This is a genomic window from Parafannyhessea umbonata, from assembly GCF_900105025.1.
Taxonomy (GTDB): domain Bacteria; phylum Actinomycetota; class Coriobacteriia; order Coriobacteriales; family Atopobiaceae; genus Parafannyhessea; species Parafannyhessea umbonata.
Genome location: NZ_LT629759.1, coordinates 1,368,780 through 1,391,355, shown reverse-complemented (window position 1 = coordinate 1,391,355; position 22,576 = coordinate 1,368,780). Strand labels below are relative to the sequence as shown.

17 protein-coding genes are annotated in these 22,576 nt (G+C 64.4%); 12 read left to right on the top strand and 5 right to left on the bottom strand.

The window, feature by feature from the left end; translation table 11 throughout:
- Positions 1 to 9: 9 nt before the first annotated feature.
- The gene (locus BLT96_RS06305) at positions 10 to 753 is read right to left on the bottom strand and encodes an HAD family hydrolase (protein ID WP_090846762.1); all 744 of its coding nucleotides are present in this window, start codon (positions 751 to 753) and stop codon (positions 10 to 12) included.
- Between the two features lie 271 nt (positions 754 to 1,024).
- On the opposite strand from BLT96_RS06305, the gene rpsA reads away from it, so the two are divergent.
- From rpsA to uvrB, 5 genes are all read left to right on the top strand, one after another.
- Positions 1,025 to 2,191 (top strand): 30S ribosomal protein S1, encoded by a 1,167-nt coding sequence (rpsA, locus tag BLT96_RS06300; RefSeq protein WP_090846760.1) that lies wholly within the window; start codon positions 1,025 to 1,027, stop codon positions 2,189 to 2,191.
- Between the two features lie 172 nt (positions 2,192 to 2,363).
- Positions 2,364 to 2,768 (top strand): zinc ribbon domain-containing protein, encoded by a 405-nt coding sequence (locus BLT96_RS06295; protein ID WP_090846758.1) that lies wholly within the window; start codon positions 2,364 to 2,366, stop codon positions 2,766 to 2,768.
- A 182-nt stretch (positions 2,769 to 2,950) separates the two neighbouring features.
- A complete protein-coding gene (coaE, locus tag BLT96_RS06290; protein WP_090862687.1) occupies positions 2,951 to 3,595 on the top strand; it encodes a dephospho-CoA kinase in 645 nt (214 codons plus the stop codon).
- Positions 3,588 to 4,178, top strand: coding sequence for a lytic transglycosylase domain-containing protein (locus tag BLT96_RS06285; RefSeq protein ID WP_090862684.1), 591 nt, complete (start codon positions 3,588 to 3,590; stop codon positions 4,176 to 4,178). The genes coaE and BLT96_RS06285 overlap by 8 nt, the downstream gene beginning before the upstream one ends.
- Positions 4,179 to 4,240: 62 nt before the next feature.
- Positions 4,241 to 6,586: an excinuclease ABC subunit UvrB gene (gene uvrB / locus BLT96_RS06280; protein ID WP_090862681.1), complete on the top strand. Its 2,346-nt coding sequence runs from the start codon at positions 4,241 to 4,243 to the stop codon at positions 6,584 to 6,586.
- Here the strand turns inward: uvrB and BLT96_RS06275 are convergent.
- A complete protein-coding gene (locus BLT96_RS06275) occupies positions 6,583 to 7,137 on the bottom strand; it encodes a hypothetical protein (RefSeq protein WP_090862678.1) in 555 nt (184 codons plus the stop codon). The genes uvrB and BLT96_RS06275 overlap by 4 nt on opposite strands.
- Positions 7,138 to 7,349: 212 nt before the next feature.
- Here BLT96_RS06275 and BLT96_RS06270 point away from each other — a divergent pair, with 212 nt between their 5' ends.
- The 4 genes from BLT96_RS06270 to BLT96_RS06255 all read left to right on the top strand — a co-directional run bounded on the left by BLT96_RS06270 (position 7,350) and on the right by BLT96_RS06255 (position 11,637).
- Entirely contained in the window at positions 7,350 to 8,078 is a 729-nt protein-coding gene (locus BLT96_RS06270) for a GntR family transcriptional regulator (RefSeq protein ID WP_090846748.1), read from the top strand.
- A 157-nt stretch (positions 8,079 to 8,235) separates the two neighbouring features.
- Positions 8,236 to 9,693, top strand: a complete 1,458-nt coding sequence (locus tag BLT96_RS06265; protein WP_090862675.1) for a YfcC family protein — start codon at positions 8,236 to 8,238, stop codon at positions 9,691 to 9,693.
- 76 nt (positions 9,694 to 9,769) lie between these two features.
- Positions 9,770 to 10,738 carry an SIS domain-containing protein gene (locus tag BLT96_RS06260; RefSeq protein ID WP_090862672.1) on the top strand — a complete coding sequence of 323 codons (969 nt, stop codon included), beginning with the start codon at positions 9,770 to 9,772 and terminating at the stop codon, positions 10,736 to 10,738.
- A gap of 29 nt (positions 10,739 to 10,767) precedes the next feature.
- Positions 10,768 to 11,637: a PfkB family carbohydrate kinase gene (locus BLT96_RS06255; protein ID WP_090862669.1), complete on the top strand. Its 870-nt coding sequence runs from the start codon at positions 10,768 to 10,770 to the stop codon at positions 11,635 to 11,637.
- Between the two features lie 166 nt (positions 11,638 to 11,803).
- On the opposite strand, the gene BLT96_RS06250 is transcribed toward BLT96_RS06255, so the two are convergent.
- A complete protein-coding gene (locus BLT96_RS06250) occupies positions 11,804 to 14,869 on the bottom strand; it encodes an FAD-dependent oxidoreductase (protein ID WP_245719236.1) in 3,066 nt (1,021 codons plus the stop codon).
- A gap of 446 nt (positions 14,870 to 15,315) precedes the next feature.
- On the opposite strand from BLT96_RS06250, the gene BLT96_RS06245 reads away from it, so the two are divergent.
- The 3 genes from BLT96_RS06245 (at position 15,316) to BLT96_RS06235 (ending at position 19,662) form a co-directional block, all read left to right on the top strand.
- Entirely contained in the window at positions 15,316 to 17,034 is a 1,719-nt protein-coding gene (locus BLT96_RS06245) for an isopeptide-forming domain-containing fimbrial protein (RefSeq protein ID WP_090862666.1), read from the top strand.
- A gap of 125 nt (positions 17,035 to 17,159) precedes the next feature.
- Entirely contained in the window at positions 17,160 to 18,680 is a 1,521-nt protein-coding gene (locus BLT96_RS06240; RefSeq protein WP_157692178.1) for an isopeptide-forming domain-containing fimbrial protein, read from the top strand.
- Between the two features lie 61 nt (positions 18,681 to 18,741).
- A complete protein-coding gene (locus tag BLT96_RS06235) occupies positions 18,742 to 19,662 on the top strand; it encodes a class C sortase (RefSeq protein ID WP_090846739.1) in 921 nt (306 codons plus the stop codon).
- Here the strand turns inward: BLT96_RS06235 and BLT96_RS06230 are convergent.
- Together BLT96_RS06230 and BLT96_RS06225 are read right to left on the bottom strand one after the other, a co-directional pair.
- Complete coding sequence (locus BLT96_RS06230) at positions 19,549 to 21,216, bottom strand: NAD(P)/FAD-dependent oxidoreductase (RefSeq protein ID WP_090862657.1); 1,668 nt, start codon at positions 21,214 to 21,216, stop codon at positions 19,549 to 19,551. The two genes, BLT96_RS06235 and BLT96_RS06230, sit on opposite strands and share 114 nt — an antisense overlap.
- 66 nt (positions 21,217 to 21,282) lie before the next feature.
- Positions 21,283 to 22,575: an aminoacetone oxidase family FAD-binding enzyme gene (locus tag BLT96_RS06225; RefSeq protein ID WP_090862654.1), complete on the bottom strand. Its 1,293-nt coding sequence runs from the start codon at positions 22,573 to 22,575 to the stop codon at positions 21,283 to 21,285.
- Between the last annotated feature and the right edge of the window lies 1 nt (position 22,576).

Here is a 22,576-nt window from a genome sequence, read left to right as displayed (position 1 = left end):
CGACCTGCGTCAGCGCAGGTCCTGACGGGAGTCCAAAAGATCGACGATCTCGGGAAGGCGCGCCCCCAGGGCCTCTATGGGACCACGGAACACGGCCTTACGCGGCCAGCCGTGGCCGACGTACGCGGTGCTCATGCCTATGTCCGGCCGCGGGAAGTCTCGCGCCGCGTCGTTTCCCACCATGAGGCACTCCTGCGGAGCAAGGCCAAGCTGAGCGGCGAACTCCTGGTAGTAGCGGGCGCACGGCTTCGTGCGGGTCGAGTTCGCGATGTGGCTCACCAGCGCGAAGTCGATGTCGTCCACGCCCGCCCAGCGCATGCGCACGCGGTCGACGTCCATGCTGAGGGTTGGGTTGGTGGCAAGGGCGACCGTCAGCCCCATCGACATGGCCTTCTCGACCGTCTGGCGCGCCCCTATCTTTGGCGCCGCCATCACGATGCCGCCCTTGAGGGGCTCGAGGCACTCGCGCTCGTAGAAGCCGATGGCGTCCGCGATGGCCGGGTCGTCCAAGGGAATGGAGGTGAGCGAGAAGAACGTCTCGTTCAGGAGCTGCTCGTTCGTCATCTGGTCGTCGCGGGTCTGGTCGTTCACGCGCATGTAGCTGCGCGCGAGCCTCTCCATCACGATGGGGTAGGGGATGCCGGAGGCCTTCGCGAGTATCCGGGCCTTGCCAGACGCCCAGCGCGCCACGAACGCCGTGAGGTTTATGTCAAGCAGGGTATCGTCAAGATCGAAAAGCACTGCCCTGATCACGACACGTCCTCTCATAGGTATGAACAACAGAAAACTCTACTCTTGTGCCCGGTAGTTTTGCACGCGAAATGAAATTCCTGAAATCCACAGGTAGTGCTTGAAATCTCGGGTCGAATAAAGGTACTCTATCCCACGCATGGGTAAATTGCCCATGCAAACGTATCTGTAGGCCCCGAGAGCATGTAAGTTTCCATCTGCGCAAACGCACCTTCGCTGAGCGCCCGGCAGCGATCATGTTGATCGGGGCCCCGTTTTCGAAAGGGGTCCACCTTTGAGTGAGATTCAGAACTCGTCCATCTTCTCCCTGGATGACATGTCCGACGAGGAGATGAACAGCCTCATCGACGGTACGATTACCGACTTTGATGAGGGCGATCTTGTGACGGGCACCGTCGTCAAGATTGAGCACGATGAGGTTCTGCTGGACATCGGCTTCAAGTCCGAGGGCGTCATCCCCGCCCGCGAGCTTTCCATCCGCAAGGATGTCAACCCCGAGGACGTCGTCTCCCTGGGCGACACCATCGAGGCCCTCGTTCTCCAGAAGGAGGACAAGGAGGGTCGTCTGATCCTCTCCAAGAAGCGCGCGGAGTACGAGCGTGCCTGGAACCGCGTCGAGGAGAAGTTCAACGCTGGCGAGAACGTCGAGGGCGAGGTCATCGAGGTCGTCAAGGGCGGCCTTATCCTCGACATCGGCCTGCGCGGCTTCCTGCCCGCCTCCCTCGTCGACCTTCGTCGCGTCAAGGACCTCAACGCCTACCTCGGCACCCGCATCGAGGCTCGCGTCATCGAGATGGACCGCAACCGCAACAACGTCGTCCTCTCCCGTCGCGTCGTCCTCGAGGAGGCCCGCAAGGCCGAGCGCTCGGAGATCCTCTCCAAGCTCAAGCCTGGCATGCGCCTTCGTGGCACCGTGTCCTCGATCGTCGACTTCGGCGCGTTCGTCGACCTCGGCGGCATCGACGGCCTCATCCACATCTCCGAGCTCTCCTGGAACCACGTCAACCACCCCTCCGAGGTCGTCAAGGTCGGCCAGGAGGTCGAGGTTCAGGTTCTCGACGTGGACCTCAACCGCGAGCGCATCTCCCTTGGCCTGAAGCAGACCACCGAGGATCCCTGGAGGACCCTGGTCAAGAAGTACCCCGTCGGCGCCATCGTCGAGGGCACTGTCACCAAGCTCGTCACCTTCGGCGTCTTCGTCGACCTCGGTGACGGCGTCGAGGGCCTCGTGCACATCTCCGAGATGGCCAAGCAGCACGTGGACCAGCCGTCCCAGGTCTGCTCCGTGGGCGACAAGGTCCAGGTCAAGGTCATGGAGATCGACCTCGACCGTCGTCGCATCTCCCTGTCCATGAAGGCCGCTGCCGAGACGCTGGGCGTCGAGGTCGAGGTCAAGCCTCTGGACAAGCCCGAGGAGGACGAGAAGCCCGTCGAGGAGTAGCTTCGAGCCACGCCTTTAGGTGCATCTTCGCGAGGGGTCGCTGCGGCGGCCCCTCGTTCTTCTCTTAAGGGTCCGTGCCTTTGCCCACGGACTAGAAACTGCCATAATGGGCACCATGCAATGTAGGTAACTTCGGGCGCGCATGGGCGCACGGGAACGAGGGGTCTGGTCAATGGCTGACTTCAAGAACAAGGTCGAGGACTTCATGCGGGGTCGCAACGGTGCCGACGAGCTGGGAATCGCTGCGCTCGAGCTTGCGGTCATCCTGGCAATCGTGAACATCTTCGCGAACAACACCGTCATCTACGTGCTGATTCTGCTCCTTATTGCCTATGCCGTGTTCAGGATGGTGTCAAAGGACGTCAACCGCCGCCGCAAGGAGAGCATGGCGTTCGCATCCAAGCTGGGGCCTGCACGACCGTGGATCACGAACCCGGCGGCCGCGCTGCAGAACGCACGAACCTACAAGCACGCGACGTGCCCCAACTGCCACCAGCGCGTCCGCGTCCCCAGGGGCAAGGGTCACATCCGCGTGACCTGCCCGCGCTGCAAGCAGAAGTTTGACATCCACTCGTAGACCCCACAGGGGAGCCAAGGGTGAAGAGGGGACGGTCGTGCCTTGCGCGCGGCCGTCCCCATGCGTTAGGTGCGGGGTGCCCAGTCTGTTGGTTTTTGGGATGGCCGTCCCGGGTGTCCCAGGCGTGAGATGATAGTGTGCCGTCGCGTTCCTTGCGCGCGGAAGAGCGAAGGGTGGGCAGCATGTACATCGTGTTCCTTGCGGGCGGCATCGCATCTGGCAAGTCGACCGTGGCTCGCGAGTTCGAGCGCCTAGGCGCGTGGCGCATAGACCTGGACCGCATCTCGCGCGACGTCCTGGAGCCTGAAAGCGAGTGCACGCTCGCGATCGCGGACGCCTTCGGGCAGGACGTGCTCGACCCCAACACGGGGGCGCTGCGTAGGGGCCTGCTCGCGAAGCGCGCCTTTGCCTCCGAGGACGCGGCGCGCCTGTTGGAGAAGATCGAGCTTCCCTACATCAGGCAGGGCCTCGAGCAGGCGCTCTCGCAGGATGCGTGCGCCTCGGCGGAGCCGCCGTGTGCCGTGGTAGAGATACCACTGCTCGACCGCATGGAGGACTCTCTTGCCATGGCGGACGAGGTCGTGTGCGTGACCTGCCCCCTCGCGGTCCGTCGCGAGCGCGCCATCGGGCGCGGGATGCGCGGCGAGGACTTCGACGCGCGGGCGGCGCGCCAGCCAACTGACGACTACCTGCGCTCGAAGAGCGACGTCGAGATCGCAAACGACGGGGACGAGAAGGACCTTGCGTCCAAGGTGCACACGTGGTGGGATGCCCACGAGCGCTTTGGCTGGAAGGCGAGCGGCGAGAGGGGCGTGATGCATGGCTGACACCAGATTCTGGCGGTGGTTCAGGACCATACCCATCGTGTGCATGCTGGCGGTGTGCATCGCTTCCGCGGGGGCGAGCCTCCTTCCCACGCAGGTCGTGAGGCGCGTGTTCTATCCCGTGGAGCACGCGGACGCGATAGAGCGGGCCTCCCAGCGCTACGGCGTGGACAAGTACCTGATCTGCGCGGTCATCAAGTGCGAGTCGAACTGGGACGAGCGGGCAGAGTCCTCGGCGGGCGCCGTCGGGCTCATGCAGCTCATGCCGTCCACGTCCGAGGCCGTGGCGAAGATGGGGCTCGTGGACTCGTCCACGTACCCGCCGGACAACCTCACCGACGCGGAGACAAACATCATGTATGGCACGGCGTACCTCTCGTACCTGCAGAAGAACCTCTCGTCGCGCGACCAGGTCATCGCGGCGTACAACGCGGGCCTTGGCTCGGTCTCGAAGTGGCTCGCGAACGGGGACGACATCTCGTCCCAGATCCAGTACTCCGAGACGGCCTCCTACCTCGTGAGGGTGAACGAGGCGTACGACCGCTACAGGCAGTTCTACCCAGAAGGAATCCAGTCGCAGGGGTAGACGTCTCCATGCATGGTTGGGTACACTTGTTCTAGTTTGGTTCTCTCGCCTTTGGAGGGTACATGGCTCAGGTGGTATCGGGTGACGCACGGGAGCTTCCGCGGGAAGACGCCTCCGCTGCGGAGGGGCGTTCGTTCGTGGACGAGAAGGGCGAGACCATCGAGTACGAGCCCCTTGCCGGGACGCGAGAGGCGAAGGAGCGCTACGGGGCGGAGCTCAAGCGCTTCGGCTTGGAGCACGGGGACGAGAGGCTCGAGGTGGTCTCGCCGTACCAGCCTGCCGGCGACCAGCCGAAGGCCATCGCAAGCCTGGCGAAGGGCGTAGAGGACGGTCTCCGCTACCAGACGCTTCTGGGCGTCACGGGTAGTGGCAAGACCTTCTCGATGGCCAAGACCATCGAGGCGGTGCAGAAGCCCACGCTCATCATGGAGCCCAACAAGACGCTCGCGGCGCAGGTTGCGAGCGAGATGCGCGAGCTCTTTCCCAACAACGCCGTCGTGTACTTCGTGAGCTACTACGACTACTACCAACCGGAGGCCTACGTACCGCAGACGGACACGTACATAGAGAAGGACGCCTCCATCAACGAGGAGGTCGAGAAGCTCCGTCACCAGGCCACGTCGAGCCTCCTCAGCAGGCGCGACGTCATCGTGGTCGCGTCCGTCAGCTGCATCTACGGCATCGGCAGCCCCCAGGACTATGCGGGACTCGCGCCGAACGTGGACAAGAGCGTCCCTCTGGAGCGCGACGACCTCGTGCACGAGCTCATCGACATCCAGTACGACAGGAACGACTACGACCTGCAGCGCGGCATGTTCCGCGTGCGCGGCGACACTGTGGACGTGTTCCCGCCCTATGCGGAGAACCCGCTGCGCATAAGCTTCTTCGGCGACGAGGTGGAGCTCATCGCGGAGATTGACGGCGTCACGGGCGAGATCGTCCGCGAGTACGACGCCATCCCCATCTGGCCGGCCTCCCACTACGTCACGGCGCGGCCGAAGATCAACCACGCCATCAAGACGATAGAGGAGGAGCTCGAGCACCGCGTCAAGGAGCTGAAGGACAACGACATGATCCTCGAGGCGCAGCGCCTGAGCCAGAGGACCGGCTACGACATCGAGATGCTCGAGACCATGGGCTATTGCTCCGGCATCGAGAACTATTCGAGGCACATGGACGGTCGCAGACCGGGCGAGCCCCCGTACACGCTGATCGACTACTTTCCGAGCGACATGCTCTGCATCATCGACGAGTCGCACGTGACGGTGCCGCAGATCAGGGGCATGTACGAGGGCGACCGGTCACGCAAGGTCACGCTCGTGGACCACGGCTTCCGCCTTCCGTCCGCGCTCGACAACAGGCCGCTGCGCTTCGACGAGTTCGAGCAGCGCATCCCCCAGTTCATCTATGTGTCTGCCACCCCCGGCGACTACGAGGAGCACGTGAGCCAGAACGAGGTGGAGCAGGTCATCAGGCCAACGGGCCTGCTCGATCCGGAGGTGGAGCTCAGGCCGGTGCGTGGCCAGATAGACGACCTTCTGGACGAGATTCGGGTCCGCATCGCACGCAAGGAGCGCGTACTTGTGACCACGCTCACGAAGCGCATGGCGGAGGACCTGACGGACCACCTCCTCGACGAGGGCATCCGCGTCAACTACATGCACTCCGACACGGCGACCCTCGACCGCATCGACATCATCCGCGACCTGAGGCTCGGCAGGATCGACGTGCTCGTGGGCATCAACCTGCTGCGCGAGGGCCTGGACATCCCCGAGGTCTCGCTCGTCGCGATCCTCGACGCGGACAAGGAGGGCTTCCTCCGCAACCGCCGCTCGCTCATCCAGACCATGGGCCGCGCCGCGCGTAACGCCCAGGGCAAGGTCATCATGTACGCGGACAGCGTGACGGACTCCATGCGCGAGGCCATGGACGAGACGGCGCGCCGTCGCCGCATCCAGATGGCCTTCAACGAGGAGCACGGCATCGTCCCGAAGACCATCAAGAAGTCGATCACGGACGTCACGAGCTTCATCGCGGAGGCGGACGAGACGCTTGGCACCAAGTCGCGCGTGGACGGCAAGTTCTTCACCGCGGCAGGCGGCGAGGGCGAGCGCCAGGGGGATGCCGAGGAGGAGCACGAGAGGACGATCCAGTCCGTGGCCGACGAGCTCCTTGCCCTGCCTAAGCAGGAGGTCGCCCAGGTCATGGGCTCGCTTCAGGACGAGATGCTCCAGGCGTCCGCGGACATGGACTTCGAGCGCGCCGCGCGCCTTCGCGACCAGATCGTGGAGCTGCAGGCGCGTCTTGAGGGAACGAGCGAGAAGGACGTGATGGACCGCCTGAAGGCCGGTGCGCGCAAGGGGTCTGCCCACGCCACCCGCAGGCACTATAAGAGGAAGAAGCACTAGGCAGACGCGTTGTCCCCTCTGGTGGCGCGCCTGTGCTCCCCGAGCGTGTGGACGAGGAGCCCAGAACCCGCGGCGTCGTCACGCACGATTCTTTCCAACGCCCTGCTCGCGCGCTCTTCCCTTGTGTCACCGCGTGCCCACTTTGGCATTCGGCTTCGGACGTCCTCCGTCGCGTGTCGCCACACGAGGGCGAGAACGTGTCGGACGAGCCCTGCGATGCCGGCGACTGCCACGAGTGCGCCACCGATGCCGAGCGCGGAGACGCCGTGCGAGAAGAGCGGAACCCAACAGACCTGGAGGGCGAGGCACACGAGCGCCTGGAACGGCCCGTCGTCCAGCTGCTCGTCGATGCACTCGTCACAGATGGCACGACGGTACGGCCTCCACTCGACGTCTCCTTCCGTACCGCCCTCGCGGCCCAGGTACACGGTGGCCACGACATCGGTATGCCTTCCGCAGAGCATGCAGCTCTTCTCGCCCGCGGCATCATTGCCGTGGGATGTCGCGCCGGTGGTGTACCAAGAGCTTCTGTTGTATCGAAGCCGTCCCATGGCGAGCCTTTCGATCGCGATATTAAAACGTAATAGAACGTTATCACATTGGGGTATACATATCACTTCCGGTACACCTGGGCACACGAACGCCGAAATTGGGCACGCTCGTCCGCGGGATGGGTGCGAAGTGCAGGGCCAAACCTTATATTTAGATAAGAGTTGTTATGACCGGGGGTTTCCGGGGGGCGTTGGCGTTTGGAGGGCTTGGCATGAAGCTTGAGGAAGGCGGTCTGACCCCGCTTTACCAGCAGGTGATGGAGGACCTCAAGGACGATATCGAGCGCGGCAAGTACCCCGCGGGCTGCCGCATTCCCTCCGAGGCGGAGCTCTCGCAGATGTATTCCGTAAGCCGGATCACCGTGAGGCGTGCCGTGTCCGAGCTTGCGGCGGAGGGCTATCTCAGCAAGAAGCAGGGCAAGGGCACCTTCGTGAACCGGCGCAAGCTCATTCGCAAGATTTGCCAGAAGAGCGAAATCCAGAGCTTCACGGAGACCTGCGCGGAGGACGGGCGCGTCGCGGGCGCGAAGGTGCTGGGCGTCGAGGTCGTGAAGGCGCGCGAGGGTGAGAGGGAGTTCCTTGGCCTTGGGGAGGGTGCCGAGCTCGTCCACGTGAAGCGCCTGCGCACGGCGGACGACGTGCCCATCATGCTCGAGAACAACTTCTATCCGCTCGAGGGCTTCGAGTTCCTGCTCGAGGCGGACCTTTCGGACACGTCGATCTTCGACTACGTGCAGAAGCGGACCGGACGCGTCCCCCGCGGCGACGACCTCTGCACGCTCGAGGTGGTGCGCGCGAGCCCCGAGGAGGCATCCGCCCTTAAGGTGGCCGTGGGGGAGCCCCTCTTTTACGAGAAGATCGACTTCACGGACCAGGACGGACGACCGTTCCTGATAGGCAAGCAGTACATCGTGTGCAGCCTGTACGTCTTCAACATCTGACTCCACATGGCCCGCTCCGTCCGCGGGCCATATCGTTACGTTCGGGAAAACGCTCAGGGCGGTGCCAGCTCGTGCGATTGCATCACGTACTATAACGTTATATAACAAGATATAACGTGCGTAGGTACGTGTCAGCAGTCGTCATGGGAGGTGCCGCATGTCAGGGGAGAGCACGAGTCGAAAGCGCAGGTCGTTCAGCCTGCCGCACGTGTACACCATCGTCTTCTTGCTCATGGTGGTGTTCGCAGTGCTCACGTGGGTCGTTCCGTCCGGTTCCTACGAGCGCAAGACCATTCAGACCGCCGCAGGCGAGAAGGAAGTCGCCGTGGCGGGAACCTACAAGCCGCAGGACAAGGTCTATACCGACTCCAAGACGGGCGAGAAGGTCGACCTCCGCTGCAGCGTGATGCAGCTGCTCGAGGCGCCGACCCAGGGCATCCAGGCGGCTGCCGACGTCGTGGCGTTCGTCCTTCTCATCGGAGGATCGTTCGCCATCATCACGAAGACGAACGCCATAAACGCGGGACTCAGCCACGTTATCGGCAAGTTCAAGGACCGCGACATCCTCATCATCCCCATAGTGATGGTCCTTCTGTCCGTCTGCGGCACCACGTTCGGCATGTCGGAGGAGGCGCTTCCGTTCTACGCCATCTTCATCCCCATCATGATGGCCTTGGGATACGACTCCATGACCGCGTTTCTCATCTGCTTCATGGGTCCGAACATCGGCTACATCGCCTCGACCGTGAACCCGTTCAACGTCCTCATCGCCCAGGGTATCGTCGGCATCGAGGGCAACCCCCAGCTGTGGCTGCGCGCCGTCGTCTGGGTCGTGTTCACCGCACTTGCGATCGTCTGGGTCATGCGCTACGCCCGCAAGGTGAAGAGGGACCCACAGAGCTCCATTACGTACAAGGACGACATCCAGAAGCGCGTGGAGTTCTCCGTGCAGGACGACGCCATCGAGCAGCCGTTCTCCGGCCGCCAGAAGGGCGTGCTCGTGGTGTTTGCGGTCGGTATGGGCATCATCATCTGGGGACTCGTCACGCAGCACTGGTACATGGACGAGATAAGCGCCGTGTTCTTTGGCATGGGCGTGCTGTCCGGCATCGTCGCGGGCATGAGCGAGCGCGAGATCGCGGAGGAGTTCGTCCACGGCATCGCTGACTTCGCCTATGCCGCCATCATCATCGGACTTGCCCGCTCCATCCTCGTGATCGCCGAAAACGGCATGATCATCGACACGATCCTGAACGCCATGGCCACGGCCCTTGCCGGCGTACCCGCGCCCGTGTACACCACGCTGCTCTACGTCGTGCTCGGCCTCCTGTCGCTGCTCGTGCCAAGCTCCTCCGGCCTCGCCGCGCTCACGATGCCGATCCTGGGGCCGCTCACGCAGCTCATGGGCGTTAACCCGGAGGCCGCGGTGACCGCGCTCTGCCTCGCGAACCAGACCATCAACTCCATCAGCCCCACGGCGGGCATGACGGTCGCGGGACTCTCCGTTTCCAAGATCAGCTTCGGGCAGTGGTGGAAGACGTGCTGGAAGTTCATCCTGCTCATCGCGGTGCTCGGCGTGGTCGTGACGGCGATTTCCGGCCTCCTGCCCGCATAGGTGGCTCCAGCGGCATCTCACGAACACAGAACCCTAAGACCATAGAATCTTAACCATCCCACGAAAGGGGAAGAACATGGAAGCAAAGGATTACGCAAGGCAGGCGCTGGGCGAGAAGGGCACCGTCTCACAGGTGTACTGGGTCGCCTGCGGAGGGTCGGTCATCGACCTGTACCCTGCGCACTGCCTTCTGAACGCAACGAGCAAGAGCATCGTGAGCGGCATCCACACGGCTGCGGAGTTCAGCGCGTTCCCGCCTGCGCAGCTTGGGGCCCACAGCATCGTCGTCACGTGCAGTCACAGCGGTGGCACGCCCGAGACCATCGCCGCGACGCGCCTTGCGAAGGAGCGCGGCGCCTACGTCCTGACCATGACCAATCGTGCCGGCTCCAAGATCGACAACGGCGAGTGGCCGTGCTGGGTGTACGAGTGGGAGGACGACACGCCGCAGGCGGCGCGACCGGCCGGGTTCTCGCTCGCGTTTGCGGCCGAGCTCATGGCAGCGCAGGACGGCTACGACGGCGGGGAGGCACTTGCTCGCGGGCTTGCGCAGCTTGACTCCACCATCGCGGCCGCAAAGTCCCGCGTGGCGGCAGACCTTGGCCCCCGCTTCGTCGAGCTGTGCCGACAGCACGACTTTCTCTACGTCCTGGGCTCCGGCCCCACGTTTTGCCAGACCTACGGCTTCGCCATCTGCTCGCTCATGGAGATGCAGTGGCAGAACTGCTCGTACGTGAACTCCGCGGAGTACTTCCACGGGCCGTTCGAGTGCACGGAGGACGGCGTGTTCTACTTCCTGCAGAAGGGCGCCGGCGCCAACCGCGCCATCGACGAGCGCGCCGAGCGCTTCCTGAGGACGCACACGAACGACCTCATGGTGCTGGACTCCGCGGCGTACGGCATGGCGGACGTGGACGAGTCCGTGCGCGCCTACCTCGACCCCATCTTCTTCTACGAGATGAACGTCACGCTGCGCGGCGAGCGCGGCAAGGCGTTCGACCACGACCCCGACGTCCGCCGCTACATGGGCGTCGTCGAGTACTAGACAGGCCGGAATTGGAAAGGGGGCCGTATATGCAGAGGCAGGACCTGGACGTTGCCGTGTGCGGCTTTGGCGACAACGTCGTGGACGTGTACGAGCACACAAGGACGATGTACCCCGGCGGCAACTGCGCCAACTTTGCGGTGTACGCGCGCAAGGCGGGTGTCAGGCGCGCGGCGTACATGGGCTACTTTGGGAGCGACGACCGTGCGGAGCACGTCATACGCAGCCTTCACGAGGAGGGCGTCGAGACCGTAAAGTGCCGGCAGCTTCTGGGCGAGAACGGCTACAGTTGCGTCTCCATCGCGCCGGACGGCGACCGCATCTGGGGCGACTACAACCAGGGCGGCATCAGGGGCGAGACGAGCTACGTCCTCGATCGCTTCGACATCGAGTACCTGCGCCAGTTCGACGTGGTGCACTCCGGCAACTACTGCTACACGGAGCGTCAGCTCCACAAGATCCATGATGCTGGCATCGCGCTCTCGTTCGACTTCTCGGACGACTCCACATGGGAGTACTTCCAGGAGGTTGCCCCAAACGTGACCTATGCGTTCTTCTCGGCGTCCGACCTCACCGTGGACGAGACGCGCGAGCGCCTGCGCAAGGTGCACGAGCTTGGTCCCCGCTGGGTTAGTGCCTCACGTGGGGTGGATGGTTGCTACGCCTTCGACGGCGAGCGTTACTACCGTCAGGAGTCAAAGCCCGTGGAGCACATGCGCGACGCCATGGGCGCGGGGGACTCGTTCCTCACGTCCTTCCTGGTGAAGGCCATTGACGGCCTGAAGCGCGGGGCACCGCGTGAGGAGGCGTACGCGTCGGGGCTTGCGTTTGCGGCGGAGTTCGCGTCCGACGTGTGCTGCGTGCAGGACGGAAGCTGGGGCCACGGGCTCAAGTACTAGTCGCCGCACCGTTGATGAGCCCAGATGTCCGGGCGAGTGGCGGAGGCGAGGTGACGGCCACAGGCCCTCGACAAGAAGGCACCCCGGGACTCCTAAGACGGCGCTTCGCGAAGCGCGCGTCGCCGTGGAGACCCGGGGTGCCAGCCGTTGGAGCCTGGCCCCGTCGCTACTTCGAGGCCTTGTCCTTCTCGCCCGAGAGCTTCGTGCGAACGATCTTGAACGAGCGCTTGGCCTGGTAGGGCAGGATGGCCTTCATCTTGTCCTCGGCCGTGTACATGGTCGAGGCCTCCGGCACGTCACGCGAGAGGTGGATCGCGTCGAACTCGCAGCGCGTGGTGCAGAGTCCGCAGCCGATGCACTTGTTGGTGTCGACGATGCTGGCGCCGCACTTAAGGCAGCGCGCGGTCTCCTTGCGAATCTGCTCCTCCGTGAACTGGCGGCGCGGGTCGTGCCAGTTGTGGTCGATGGAGGTCACCTTCTGGCACGCGGGGACCTGGCGGCCGGCGTGGTCGTAGTCGCCGGGCGCGAGCACCACGTCGTCCTTGTTGAGCTCGACGTAGTGGCGGGGGTTCCTGCCCAGTGTGAGCGAGGAGCCGGTCTGCACGAAGCGGTGCAGGCTGATCGCGGCCTCGTGGCCTGCGGCGATGGCGTCAATCACGAACTTGGGGCCGGTGTAGACGTCGCCGCCCACGAAGATGTCGGGCTCATCGGTCTGGTAGGTCTTGGGATCCGCGACGGCGCCGTTGCCGCGTCCGAGCTTGACCTTGCTGCCCTTGAGCAGGTCGCCCCACTCGATTGACTGGCCAATGGAGAGGACCACGTTCTTGCACGGCACGAAGGTGGTGTCGGACTCGTCGTAGGTGGGCGAGAAGTGCTTGGCCTCGTCGAAGACGCGCGTGCAGCGCTTGAAGGTGACGCCGCGCACGCGACCCGCCTCGTCGAGCTCGATCCGCGCGGGGCCCCAGCCGTTGTGGATGGTGACGTCGTCGTCCTCGGCCTCCTGGACCTCGAGCGGGAGGGCCGGCATCTCGTCCGGCTGCTCCAGGCACCACATGCTCACGTCGTCGGAGCCGCAGCGCCTGGACACACGAGCCGCGTCGATGGCCACGTTGCCGCCGCCGATGACGACGGTCGCGCCCTCGACCTTGTGCTGCGGGTCGTCAAGCGCGCAGCGCAGGAAGTCCACGGCCGTGCTGACGCCCGCCGCGTCCTCGCCGTCCACGCCGGCCTTGCGGCCGCCCTGGCAGCCGATGGCCACGTAGAACGCCTTGAAGCCCTGTTCGCGCAGCTGCTGGAGCGTGACGTCGCGACCGACCTCCACGCCGCAGCGGATCTCGACGCCCATCTGGCGCAGGATGTCGATCTCTGCGGCCACGACGTCCTTCTCCAGCTTGTAGCTGGGGATGCCGTAGACCATCATGCCGCCGGGAAGCGGGTTCTTCTCGAACACGACGGGGTTGTAGCCCATGTTGGCGAGGTAGTATGCGCAGCTGAGGCCGGCGGGTCCAGCGCCCACGACGGCGATCTTCTCGAGGTGACGCCCGCGGTTGGAGGATATCACCGGCTCCGGCACAAAGCGGTGCTCGGACTCCATGTCCTTGGCCGCGATGAAGGCCTTGACGTCGTCGATGGCCACGGCCTCGTCCACCAGGCCGCGCGTGCAGGCGGCCTCGCAGCGCTTGTTGCAGATGCGGCCGCACACCGCCGGGAACGGGTTCTCCTTCTTGATGAGCGCCAGCGCGTCGCGGTAGCGTCCCTGCGCGGCCATGCGCAGGTAGCCCTGGATGGCGATGTGCGCGGGGCACGCGACCTTGCAGGGAGAGGTGCCGGTCTCGTGGCACTCGATGCGGTTGTTGTTCTTGTAGTTGGGATCCCAGTCCTTCTCGCTCCAGGCGTGGTCATCGGGAAGCGGCTGCTTGGGGTACGTGACGCGGCCGTTCTTGGTCAGGAGCTTCTGGCCCAGCTGCACGGCGCCGGCGGGGCAGACCTCGACGCAGCCGCCGCAGGCCACGCACTTCTCCTCGTCGACGTGGGCGCGGTAGGCGGACGCGCTCATGTTGGGCGTGTTGAACAGCTGCGAGGTGCGCAGCGCGTAGCACACGTTCACGTCGCAGTTGCAGATGCCAAAGATCTTGCGCTCGCCGTCGATGTTGGTGATCTGGTGCACGTAGCCGTTCTTCTCGGCGTTCAGCAGGATGTCGATCACCTCGTCGTAGGTGATGTAGTGGCCCTTGCCGGTCTCGACGCTGTAGTCCGCCAGGTCGCCCACGCCGATGCACCAGTTCTGCGGGTCGCGGCCGGCGTTGTTGGTGCGGGCGCGCTCCGCGAGCGTGCACGAGCACGCGCCCACCGAGAAGTGGTCGTACTTCTTCAGCCAGTGCGAGAGGTGCTCCACGTCCGCGGACTGGTTCTCGTGTTTGATGGCGTGCTCCACGGGGATGACGTGCATGCCGACGCCGGCACCTCCGGGCGGGACCATCTTCGTGGCCATGGTGAGCGGCAGGTAGGTCATGCGCTCGAAGAACGAACCCAGCTCGGGGTGATCGTTCAGCTGCTGCTGGTTCATGACCGTGAACTCCGCGGCGCCGGGGACGAACATGGGCAGGACGTAGCGCTTCTCGCCCTTGGGGTTCTTGCCGTCGAGGTTCTCCCAGTTGTACTCAATGCAGCCCTTGACGGACATCGAGTCGAGAAGTTCCTGGGCCTTCTCCTTCGACACGCCCGCGCCTGCGGCAACCTGCTCCAGGGTCTCGGGGACTCGGCGCTTCATGTGGCGTGTGAGCGCGGCCTCCTCCTCCGTCATGACGGCCGCGAGGCCCCAGTAGTCGGGGTCATCGTAGTTGGTCTTGTGGAGCATACGGTCCGTCATCTTGGCGGCCTCGCGCAGGACGCCCGGCTTCGGGGCCTCGGACGACGCCGGGCCCGGCGCGTCTGCGGACGACGGCACGTAGTGCTTCGCGCCGTCGTTCTCCACGAAGGTCTCGCGCTCGTTGATGATGCGCAGGTCACGACCCTGCGGGTTCACGCGAGGGATGCCGTTCTCGTCGAGCTGCGGCTTGCGGTTGCGGACGGCGACGTCCTCGTCCGTCATGCCGCGACGCATCGCCTCCGCGCGCTCCTCGACGCTTGCCCCGCCGTAGTCCTCGGTCGGGCGGCCCGTCTTGGCGCCCTCCTCGTAGGTGGCGGTCCCTATGCGGATGACCGTGCTCTTCTCGTCCGCGTCTTCAACCATGTTGGTCTCCCATCAGGCCAGGTGCGTTCCAACGTCCTCTACACAATGCATCCAATTCTAGCAGTGCGGGGTGCGCATTTGCAGCGAACAACGCTTTTTGGGGCGGCAGCCGTCCGGCGTGCGTCGGACGGCTGCCGCGAGTCCCGTCTACACTGCGTTCCGTCCCGTTGCGGGCTCGACTGTGTAGATGTTGTGAATCGCATTTCTGGCGTTGCCCACGCGACGCGCCAAGGGCGAGAAAACACCCATCCCCAGCTGCGACGATACAAAAAGTGAAACTGCCGCAAGACTTCGACAAGACGCGTGAGAAGCAGCTGCAAGTGCCGTGGCGCACCCTCTTCATCCATCCCCGAGCGCACGGAGAGACCAGACGGGGCCCGTCGGGCAAAGGCAGTCGCCCGCCGGGCAAGGCACCGGACCATGACGGTCCATGAGATGGAGGACGCATGAGTGGGAACGCGAGGCAGGCGCGGTTTGCGGGACTTGGAAGGACCCTGGGGCGAGTGGCCCTCGTGGGTGGCGTTGCGGCTTCGATGGCGCTGGGGCAGCTGGCGCCCGTAGCGGCGCTTGCGGAGGGCGAGGCCCAGGACGCGACGAAGGGCTCGATTACCATCAACTCCAATAACTACAGGAAGGACGAGCTTTCCTACCGTGGCTACCAGGTGTTCAAGGCAGCCGTGGGAAAGGATGGGTCGGTCTCTGCCGTACAGTGGGCAAACGACGACGTGAAGGCCGCCGTCGAGGGGGTCATCAAGGCGGAAGACGCCTCGTACAAGGGCGCTACTGCCCAGGACGCCGCCGTGTGGATCCGCGCGCACGTGCAGAAGAACTCCTATTGGCTGAAGGCGACTGACCCGGTAGGCAAGATAGCGAAGGCGATCTCCGGCAAGACGAGCACCGTCACGGCGAAGCCTGGCGTTGCCGCGAGCGTTGACCAGGGGTATTGGCTCTTCGTGACCGACCCCGCCTCGACAAACGGCAAGGTCTATCTCGGCGGTACGTCGCCCCTGTTCGTGCTCGTTGGCGCGGACCCCGTGAGCGTGACCGAGAAGACCGACCTTCCCCACGTGGGAAAGACCGTGACGGACGATGCGGGCAGGCGTAGCATCGCCGCGGACTCGCAGATGGGCCAGGAGCTCTCGTACAAGCTGGAAGGCTCCCTGCCGATGAACTTCGACAGCTACGACAAGTACTACTACCAGTTCGAGGACACGCTTTCGAAAGGCCTCACGCTTGGTAGCGACGTCAAGGTGCAGGTGGAAGGCACGGACGAGAATGGCAACCCCGTTACTCGCGACGTCACCGGCATGTTCAAGGTGGAGCGAGTCTCGAACGCCGACGAGTCCACGACTCTGAGGCTTACCTGCGATGACGTGAAGGCCATCGACGGGCTCGGTGCGTCCTCGACGATCAGGGTCACCTACAAGGCGAAGATCAACGAGAAGGCCGTCATGGGCGGCAAGGGTAACAGGAACGACGCGAAGATAACGTACTCCAACAACCCCAACTCGGACAGCAAGGGAACGTCTCATGGTGGAGGTACGACGAACTACACGTTCCGTCTCGACATCTGCAAGGTCGATGCCGCGACGAAGCGCCCACTTGCGGGTGCCAAGTTCACTATCCGGGCGACCAAGCCAGACGACGAGGAATCGAAGAACAAGTACGTCCAGGAGGACGGATCCTTGGGAAACTCCCCCTTCGAGTTCACGACGGACGAGAAGGGCATGATCGATGCGCCGAGGATCGACGCTGGCACCTATACCATCCACGAGACGGAGGCTCCGAAGACGGACGACGGCACGTATGACAAGGTGCCGGACTTCGACGTGGAGATCACGCCCTCTTATGTGCTGCCGAACTCGCTTGGCTCGGATGACGGCGGCGCCTACAGGCTGACGGTGAGGACGCAGGGCGGCGACGACTACGTCACGGGCGGCATCGACGTGAACGGCGACGGTGTCATCGACGACAAGGACTCTAAGGAGAAGATCGCGGACGCCGCGACCGGAACCGCGCGCGTGACCGTGGGCGACCGCCTGCAGACGAGCCTGCCGGTCACCGGTCGAGGCGGCATAGCGATGGCCGTGGGCACGGGGCTCGTCATCGTGACGGCGTCTGTGATTGCGCTCAACCGCAGGCGTGGGGACGGCCAGGTGGATTAGGAAGCTGAGTAGGAGGGAGACGCTCGATGCGAGTGGGTGACGTTCTCGAGTCAGGCATGGGTCCCATGGGGAAGAGGCAGGCGCGCGGCGTGCCCGCTCGCATATGCGTCGTCCTTGCGGCGGCGATGACGGTGCTTGTCTTGCTCGCGGGGCACGCGCTGGCTGCTGAGCAGGCAGGGCAAGGCGGTGCCGTCACCGTCGTCGCTGCCGGCAAGGCACGTGTGTACGAGGCATACAGGATCTTCTCCGCCCACGTCGGCAAAGGAGGGAAGGTGTCCGGCGCGTCATGGGACGATTGCATGGGACCCGCATTCTACCAGGGACTCGGAACGTTCTCGAGCGCTCAGGATGCGCTGGTCGCGGTCGTGCGGGGAGCTCGTGGCGACGATGCGGCCGTCTACCTACAGAGGCTTGCGGACCTTGCCGAGGATGACGGTGAGTCAAAGCCCGTCAAGAGCGTTCGGTCGGGAAGGGCGACGCATCTTGGGGAAGGCGTCTGGCTCCTCGTCTGCAAGGAGTCGCAGCCAATCCTCCTTGCACTTGGGGGTGACGACGTGGTTGTGAATGAGAAGGGCGTCCGTCCGAGCGTGAAGAAGGAGATCTTGGTGCGCGGGGCCGACGGGACAGGGCTTCGTGCGAAGGAGACGAGCGCTTCTTCGGGAGACGTCGTGAGGTTCGTGCTGACGGGGACGCTTCCAAGCGACTATGGCGCATACCGTGCGTATAGATATGCGTTCGAGGACCGCGCGAGTGCCGCAATCAAGCTGGATGCCGACTCAGTCCGCGCTGCCGTGGTGCGCGCCGACGGTTCGAGGAAGGCCGTGGACGATGGATACGAGGTGCACGTGAAGGGAAACACGCTCACGGTCGAGTTCGCAGACCTGAAGAAGTCATGCCCGAAGCTTGCGTTCGGGGACAGGTTGGAGGTCTCGTACCAGGCGCACCTTCGCGCTGCCGAGGCAGGCATAGGCTTCGACGACGGGAACAAGAACGAGGCTGTGGTCAAGTTCACCGATTCCGCGACCAAGGGCGGGATGGGCGAGAGCGCTCCGGACAGTGCGACCGTCTATTCGTTCGCCGTCAGGGTGGTGAAGGCGGACGAGGATGGAAAGAGGATCCCTGGGGCTGCGTTTACCCTGCAACGGGAGGACGGCAGGTACCTATCGCCAGAGGGCAGATGGGTGGATGATGCGGCTGCGGCTACTCTCGATTGCGACGAGGAAGGAACGGCTGTGTTCCGCACGCTGGATGCGGGCTCGTATCGACTTCGCGAGGCGAGGCCGCCGAAGGGATTCCTCGGCCTTGCGAAGGACGCGACCATCGAAGTGAGGGCCGACCTAGGCCAAAGGAGGCTTGGCGCGACGTGCGAGGGCGAAGGTGCGCGTCTCGTAGCGGTCGATGCGGGGTCCGGCGCGGTCGAGGTGGAGGTTAGGAACGTCCGAGAGGCCAAGGCTGGCGTCGCCAGGCAAGGCGTGCCGAAGACCGGCGACGATGCGCCAAAACCTCTGGTTGCGGCATCCGCACTGGTAGCGGCGATGATGGCCCTGGGACTTGCGAGGAAGCTGGCTTCTGACGACAGGATTCTTGGTACGGGAGAAGTGCGAGAGCGGGAGGCGACTCGCGTTGCGGACCGCACCTCCTCTTAGCCCACGGTGCCAGAGTCGCAAGAGAAGGAGACGCCTCGGCAGAGCCCTTCCCGCGCTCGGGATGATGGTTGGCATCGCACTTCTTGCGGCACCCCTGGCAATGGATGTGGTTACGTCGGCATGGGCGGGACGCCAGGTGACGTCCATGAGCGACCGCTCAGACGGGATTGATCCGAGGGAGAGAAGGAGGTTGCTGTCACAGGCACGTTCCTACAATTGCGTGCTCGCGGGAGAGCGCACCGAGATCCCAACGAGCGAGATTTGGGACTACGAACGACAACTGGATGGCGAGGACGGCAAGGTCGTATCGGGCGTAGAGGTGCCAAGCATCGGAGTTCGCCTGCCCGTCCGCCTGGGGACTGGCGACGACGTCCTTTCTTCCGGCGTCGGCCATCTCGAGGGAAGCTCGCTCCCCGTGGGAGGAAGGTCGACCCATGCGGTGCTGATGGGGCACTCTGGCCTATACGGAAGCAGGATGTTCGACGACATCAGAAAGCTGAGGAGAGGAGACCGCTTCAGGCTCCACACGCTTGGGAAGACCCTCGAATACACGGTGGTGGAGACGAGGGTGGTCAAGCCCGAAGGAGTGCGGGACCTGAAGGTCTCCGTGGGCGAGGACCTGTGCACGCTCGTTACCTGCACACCGTATGGCGTAAACGACCACAGGCTTCTCGTGACGGGGAGAAGGACAAAGCCGAGCAAGATGGGCAAGGGGCATGGCTTGAATTGCGCAACGAACACTCGGGTGATACCGCTTGCCGCAGGGATGACGACAGCCGCATTTGGCTGCCTCGCGAACCGAATCCGGAGGAGGCGTCACGGTAGGAGGCGTGACGAGGAGAGTGTGCCAGCTCCCCGTCACATGGCCTCAGGAAAGGGAGTCGACAAGCGCCTGCGCGACGCGGAGGCCATCGGTTGCGGCGCTCATGATTCCCCCGGCATATCCCGCCCCCTCGCCGCATGGCCAAAGACCGGCGGTTGAGACGGACCTGCAATCTTTGCCACGTGTCACGCGCACGGGTGAGCTCGACCGCGTCTCCACACCGGTAAGAACGGCATCCGCCGTCTCGAAGCCATGCAACTGTCGGTTCATCTTCGGAATCGAGCCGCGCAGCGTCTCGGTGATGTAGGAGGGGAGGCACGTCGTGACGTCTCCCCAACGTACGCCGCGCGGATACGTCGGCACGACGTTTCCACCGGCAGTCGACGGCGTTCCCTGGAGGAAGTCTGCGACGAGCTGGGCGGGCGCGACATAGGACCCGCCACCGGCCTCGAAGGCGAGGCGTTCGCAGCGGCGTTGGAGTTCCACGCCGGCAAGGACGTCGTCTCCGGGGAGGTCCGTCGGGAACACGTTGGCGAGAAACCCAGAGTTGGCGTTCGTCCCAGCACGGTCGGAGAGACTCATGCCGTTCGTGACGACGCCACCGGGTTCGCTGGCGGCGGCAACGACGTAGCCGCCCGGGCACATGCAGAACGAGAAGGCGCTCCGGTCGTTGTCGAGGTGAGCGACAAGCCTGTAGGGAGCGGCGCCCAGAGTCGGGTGCCCTGCAAACGGGCCATATTGGGATCGGTCAACCATGGACTGGAGGTGCTCTATGCGGACGCCCATCGCGAACGTCTTCCGTTCGAGCGTGACGTCGCGATTTCGAAGCAGTTCGAACACGTCACGAGCGGAGTGTCCACACGCGATTACGAGGTTATCGACGGGGATCCTCTCCTCAACGAGAAGTCCCGATTCGCCGCGGTGCTCCAGCGTGACCGATGTGACGTGCGGCGAAGGGGACTGCGATACCCCCATGTCGGTCATGCGGCACCCGAGCCTCACCTCGCCGCCGAGTGACTCTATTCTCTGCAGGATGTGCGTCACGACACTTGGCAGGACGTCGCTGCCCACGTGCGGCTTGGCGTCCCAGAGAATCTCTTGCGATGCACCCGCGTCGGCAAGCGTCTGCAGTATGAATCTGTGCGCCGGGCTTTTCGTGCCGGTTGCGAGCTTGCCATCAGAGAAGGTTCCCGCTCCCCCGAGGCCGAATTGGATGTTTGACTCCGGGTCGAGCTCGCCGGTCTCGTTGAAGTGCTCGATGGCCTTCGTCCTGCGTGTCGCGTCCTGGCCGCGCTCCACGAGAAGCGGTTTCAGCCCTGCACTCGCGAGCGAAAGCGCGCAGAAGAGACCGGCGCATCCCGCCCCGATTACGACCGGCCTGCTCGCGACCGTGGTGCCAAAGTGGGCCGGAAGCCCGAACGGCTTGTCTGTAGACTGGCGCACGCCCTTCTCGGCACGACGCGCCCGAAGCTTTGCGAGAAGCGCCCTCTCGGCGTTGGCGCCTCCCCTCAGGGCAATGCGTGCCGTATACGTGAAATGGACGTCGCTCTTCTTGCGAGCGTCAATGGAGCGCTTGCGCGGCTCTACGGACAGCAGGTCGTCAGGTGCGATGCGAAGTCTATGCAGTATCGCCTTGCGGAGCGAAAGCTCCTCCGTTCGCAGCGTGCCGTCGAGCTGGTCGACGGGAATCCGTATGGCAGAGATGTCGAGCACGTTTTCTCCAGTCTATGCAGGCTTGTCCCCTCCCGGACGACCTCGGCGGCGTGGGAGGGGAGGCAACTATCTGGTTGCGGCGGCCGCACCCGCGACCATTCCACTCTTCCACGCCCACGAGAGGTTGAACCCGCCACATTCCCCGTCGACGTCGAGCGCCTCGCCCGTGGCGAAGAGACCGGGTATGGAGGTGCACTCGAGCGTTTCGGTCGAGAACTGGTTCGTGCAGATTCCGCCGCGCAGCACTTGGGCCTGCTCGTGACCGGTCGTGCCCGTTGCCCTCAACGGGTAGCTTTTCGCGAGGGCCATGAGCGCTTCCGAGTCGCTCGCGGGCTCGTCCCGTCCGGTGTCTTCGAGCGTCCAACGGCTGCGCGCAAGGCCTTCGAGTCTCGAGGCGACGTCTGGGTCGAGCACGCCGTCGAGACAACCGGCCTCGAACGAGCCGTGAGCGAACGGGTCAACCATCTGCTGCAGCTCGCTCTTGGTGAGGTCAGGAAGGAGGTCGAGCTCGATAAGGTCGCCCGTTTTGACCTGGCGAGACATGTTGAACACGACGATTCCGGATAGGCCGTAGCTCCTGAGGAGGACCTCGCCGCGTTCGCTCCATACGGGGAAGGCGGTGTGCGTGAGTTGCGCGCGCACATGCAGCCTGCGGCCGTCCAGATCGAGGATTGGGTTGGGCTCGCAGCCCACGGGGCAGAGGATGGGCTGTGCGGGCTTCGATTCGAGGCCAAGCGAGTCTGCCACGTCGAAGTCATGCGTGCTCTGCGTGCCGCCGGTCGACACGACGAGGCAATGCGACTGGACCGCCCGCTCCATATTGCCAGCGAACTCCTCACGGTACGTGACCGTGAAGCCCTCGTCCGAACGAGATGCGCCGATGACGCTTCTCGCACAGGCGATGGTCACGCCGGCGGACCCGGCACGGCGCAAAAGGACGCTCCTTACAGATGTCGCGCGCCGCGAGAGGGGGTAGAGCCTCTCCTCCTCCAGGCACCAGCGCATGTTGCACTGACGGAAGAAGGAGAGGATGTCCGCGAGCGGGTCGTCGCCGAAGACGGCCTGCACGAACGCGGGGTCGTTGTAGTACTTCGGCGCAAGCCCCACGTTGCTGAAGTTGCATCGCCCGTTTCCCGTGGCGAGCAAGGGTCGTCCGCACTCGGGAGAGGACTCCAGGAGCAGGACGTGCGCGCCCTTCTCGCCTGCGCAGATCGCGGCGACGAGGCCGGATGCCCCGCCGCCGACCACGACGACGTCGTATAGGGGGGCGACGTCAACCGCCGCCGCTGCCTGGAGTCTGCGCTCCTGCAGCTTTGTGCGGGAGACGCGCCTCTGCCTGCCGGTGCCGCCCCGTGACATG

Excerpts from the sequence above, each read along its gene's own strand:
- BLT96_RS06260 (WP_090862672.1), top strand. The coding sequence starts at position 9,770 with ATGGAAGCAAAGGATTACGCAAGGCAGGCGCTGGGCGAGAAGGGCACC.
- BLT96_RS06265 (WP_090862675.1), top strand. The coding sequence starts at position 8,236 with ATGTCAGGGGAGAGCACGAGTCGAAAGCGCAGGTCGTTCAGCCTGCCG.
- BLT96_RS06255 (WP_090862669.1), top strand. The coding sequence starts at position 10,768 with ATGCAGAGGCAGGACCTGGACGTTGCCGTGTGCGGCTTTGGCGACAAC.
- BLT96_RS06275 (WP_090862678.1), bottom strand. The coding sequence starts at position 7,137 with ATGGGACGGCTTCGATACAACAGAAGCTCTTGGTACACCACCGGCGCG.
- BLT96_RS06270 (WP_090846748.1), top strand. The coding sequence starts at position 7,350 with ATGAAGCTTGAGGAAGGCGGTCTGACCCCGCTTTACCAGCAGGTGATG.
- uvrB (WP_090862681.1), top strand. The coding sequence starts at position 4,241 with ATGGCTCAGGTGGTATCGGGTGACGCACGGGAGCTTCCGCGGGAAGAC.
- BLT96_RS06240 (WP_157692178.1), top strand. The coding sequence starts at position 17,160 with ATGACGGTGCTTGTCTTGCTCGCGGGGCACGCGCTGGCTGCTGAGCAG.
- BLT96_RS06235 (WP_090846739.1), top strand. The coding sequence starts at position 18,742 with ATGATGGTTGGCATCGCACTTCTTGCGGCACCCCTGGCAATGGATGTG.
- BLT96_RS06285 (WP_090862684.1), top strand. The coding sequence starts at position 3,588 with ATGGCTGACACCAGATTCTGGCGGTGGTTCAGGACCATACCCATCGTG.
- BLT96_RS06245 (WP_090862666.1), top strand. The coding sequence starts at position 15,316 with ATGAGTGGGAACGCGAGGCAGGCGCGGTTTGCGGGACTTGGAAGGACC.
- BLT96_RS06250 (WP_245719236.1), bottom strand. The coding sequence starts at position 14,869 with ATGGTTGAAGACGCGGACGAGAAGAGCACGGTCATCCGCATAGGGACC.
- BLT96_RS06295 (WP_090846758.1), top strand. The coding sequence starts at position 2,364 with ATGGCTGACTTCAAGAACAAGGTCGAGGACTTCATGCGGGGTCGCAAC.
- BLT96_RS06225 (WP_090862654.1), bottom strand. The coding sequence starts at position 22,575 with ATGTCACGGGGCGGCACCGGCAGGCAGAGGCGCGTCTCCCGCACAAAG.
- coaE (WP_090862687.1), top strand. The coding sequence starts at position 2,951 with ATGTACATCGTGTTCCTTGCGGGCGGCATCGCATCTGGCAAGTCGACC.